General features: G+C 45.4%; 2 protein-coding genes and 1 pseudogene. 2 read left to right on the plus strand and 1 reads right to left on the minus strand.

The genetic code is table 11. The features are described 5' to 3' along the window. The first annotated feature begins 384 nt into the window (after positions 1–384). Both Q0386_RS03475 and Q0386_RS03480 read left to right on the plus strand, forming a co-directional pair. A complete protein-coding gene (locus Q0386_RS03475) occupies positions 385–933 on the plus strand; it encodes an NAD(P)H-dependent oxidoreductase (RefSeq protein WP_299027151.1) in 549 nt (182 codons plus the stop codon). Between the two features lie 413 nt (positions 934–1,346). Beyond that, positions 1,347–2,030 carry an MqnA/MqnD/SBP family protein gene (locus Q0386_RS03480; protein ID WP_299027154.1) on the plus strand — a complete coding sequence of 228 codons (684 nt, stop codon included), beginning with the start codon at positions 1,347–1,349 and terminating at the stop codon, positions 2,028–2,030. Between the two features lie 299 nt (positions 2,031–2,329). On the opposite strand, the pseudogene Q0386_RS03485 reads toward Q0386_RS03480, so the two are convergent. After that, a pseudogene (locus Q0386_RS03485) lies at positions 2,330–2,846 on the minus strand (hypothetical protein); the annotation flags it as partial.

The following is a 2,846-nucleotide window of genomic DNA, read 5'->3' on the forward strand; positions in this document are numbered from 1 at the left end:
GATTTGAAACAACTCTCTTTTCGCTACCGCCTAGCCTTTATGAGGTAAAGCAGATAAAAAAGGAAATTTCAGAGCTTTTATCTATCATAGACGAGTTAAATTTGAACCTTGATATTTTTAAGTGAGGGCAAATTTGACGGCTTAGATGATTGGGGATTTTGTAGATAAATTTGAGCGAGAATTTACGGCCGTACCATCTAGCATCTTGCTAGTTAAAATTTAGCCGCCCGCCTTAACCCGTTTTTAGGCTTTTGATGATATAATTTCTCAAAAATAAGACTTTTGCGTTTTGAGGCGAGGTTTAAAAATCAGCAAATTTAATCAGCTTAAATTTAACGTCCCAAAAGCGCAAATGCTCTAAAATTTATCAAAAAAGGAGCCAAAATGAAAACATTAGTAGTTTTATCTCACCCGAATTTCGCTGCCTCTCGCCTAAACAAGGCGCTGGTAAATGCCGCCAAAAGCGCGGGTGTCAAGGTTCGCCACCTAGAGGGACTTTACGGCACCGATGCCCTAAAAATCGACGTCGCAGCCGAACAGGAAGCGTTTTTGCGCGCGGATCGTATCGTGTTTTTGTTCCCGATGATGGGCTTTAACGTGCCCTCCATGCTAAAGGCCTACATCGATTACGTGCTCAGCCGCGGCTTTGCCTACGGCGAGGGCGCGAAGATCGCTGGCAAACAGCTGCAAATCGCCGTTAGCGCGGGCGGCGGGCTAGGCGAATACTCCAAGCACGGCGCGATCAAATTTACCCTAAACGAGATTTTGCTACCGCTTCAGTGCTGCGCGGACTTTTGCGAGCTTGTTTACGGGCGCATCTTTGCTAGCTGCGGCGTGGAGCCGGGTGTGCCAGATAGCGCGATAGAAGCGCACGCCGCGAGATTTACGAAGCTCTTAAACGACGAGCTTGAAGAGCACGAATATCAAATTTAACGAAGCAAAATAGCGCGCTTGCGGGCTTAAATTTGCTTTTCTAGCGGCGATTTCCCGCGCGGAGTCGCCGCTTTTTCAAATTTGGCCACGTAAAATGGCGGCTTGGACTCCCAAACAATGCGAGCGACTCGGCGTATCGCGGGATTCGCGCTATAGTCTTTGCGGAGGGGCGAGCAAGCCTCCCGCTTCTTGATAGGGGCGAGCCAGACTCGCGCCTTTATAGTGCATTGCTTTGGCGCTGGCATATTTTGCGGCGCGATTTGATTAAATTTGCGGTACCGCAGAAAAGCTCGCGACCGTATCTTTTGTCGCGGGCGATGATTTTAGTTTTATGAAATTTTTACGCATTAGGATTTGGCTTTAAATTTTGGTCGTTTTAAAACAGCGCAAATCCTTATAAATTCGGAGTTTTTATGATTTTTGGCAAGATTGATTATCTAAATTTGCTTCCTTTTCACGTATTCTTAAAGCGCTCGCGCCTAAGCTCACAGGATAAAAAAATCATCGAATTTAAAAAGGGCGTGCCAAGCAAACTAAACCGCGATCTGTGCTGCCGCAGGATCGACGCCGCTGTGGTCTCGAGCATCGAAAGCCGCAAAAAACGCTATAAAAAAGTGAGCCTTGGCATCGTCGCAAAAGGCGACGTCAAAAGCGTGCTCGTGCGAAAGGGCACCGTCGCGCGTCCCGACCCTGCGTCTGCGAGCTCAAACGCGCTAGCCGGAGTGCTGGGGCTTGAGGGAGAGGTGCTCATCGGCGACCGCGCGCTAAAGGCGTATCTGCGGGAGGGTGAGGAGGCGTTTTACGACCTTGGGCGGGCGTGGCGCGAGCGGACGGGGTTGCCGTTTGTTTTCGGGCGATTTTCCTGCGTGAAGGGGCGCGGCGCGTATGAGCGGCTGGCGCGCGAGTTTTTGCGAGCAAATGTCAAAATCCCAAACTACATCCTCGCCAGATACGCCCAAACTAGGGGCATCAGCGCGGACGATATCAAATGGTATCTCAAATTTATCAGCTACGAAATCGGCGCAAAAGAGCAAAAGGCGCTGCGGATATTCTTCAAAGAAGTGCGAAAAAATGGACGCACGGCAAAGCTTTTGTAACGAGACGAGAAGTAAGCGCAAATTTACTCTAGTGTGCTGCTTTTTAAATTTGCCTTTTTATCTCGGGCGGTTTTCGCGGTCGCTTAAAATGCTTTAGTTTGGACTTGATCCGTCCGCAACGCTAAATTTAACCTCACTAAGCGGCGATCGCGATTTTAGAAGTTAACAAGATTCAGTCAAATTTGAAATTTAGCAGGCAAATTTGCGGTCGTTCTCATCAAATTTACCCGCCTAAATTCTAAATTTACGCCGCCGCGAGCTCAAATTTATCTTAGGCTTCGTCTTTGCGCCGAGATTATTTACTTCAAATTCGAGCTTGAACTAGATTTACTTCGGTTACTATCTACGTAAATCACCTTGGTCGGGTCGTTTTCAAAACTATTTGTAAAACTTGATATAGAGCCCATTTTTTTATTATCATTTGCCCAGCTGATAAATTCTCTAATTGTAAAAGTAGAATTTTCGTCTGGACAATATTTTTCATAATGATTAATTCTTAGTTTTTTCCTAAAGTTAAAAAATACAGGATTTACTTTTGCAGGAGTTTCTCCTTGACTTATTATAATTTCATCTAATCTTTTTTTATTATATTCGTAGTGTTTATAGAAATTTTTATCTATCTGATTTTCTTTATAGCACACCTCATACGCCTCCTTTAGCTGCTCCTTAGTCGGAGCATTAGGGAGGTCGTATTTTATAAATACCTCAAGCATAGGTTCGTAGTTTTCGTAGTTACCTAGATATGCCCAGCCGCTTAGCTTTAACGGTCTATTTTTCTCTTCATCTTTTATGCCTTTTAACCCGATACCCATTTCA

This window comes from uncultured Campylobacter sp., from assembly GCF_938045625.1.
GTDB lineage: Bacteria > Campylobacterota > Campylobacteria > Campylobacterales > Campylobacteraceae > Campylobacter_A.

Bases quoted from the DNA above. Each gene is read 5' to 3' on its own strand.
- Q0386_RS03475 (WP_299027151.1), top strand. From the start codon at position 385: ATGAAAACATTAGTAGTTTTATCTCACCCGAATTTCGCTGCCTCTCGC.
- Q0386_RS03480 (WP_299027154.1), top strand. From the start codon at position 1,347: ATGATTTTTGGCAAGATTGATTATCTAAATTTGCTTCCTTTTCACGTA.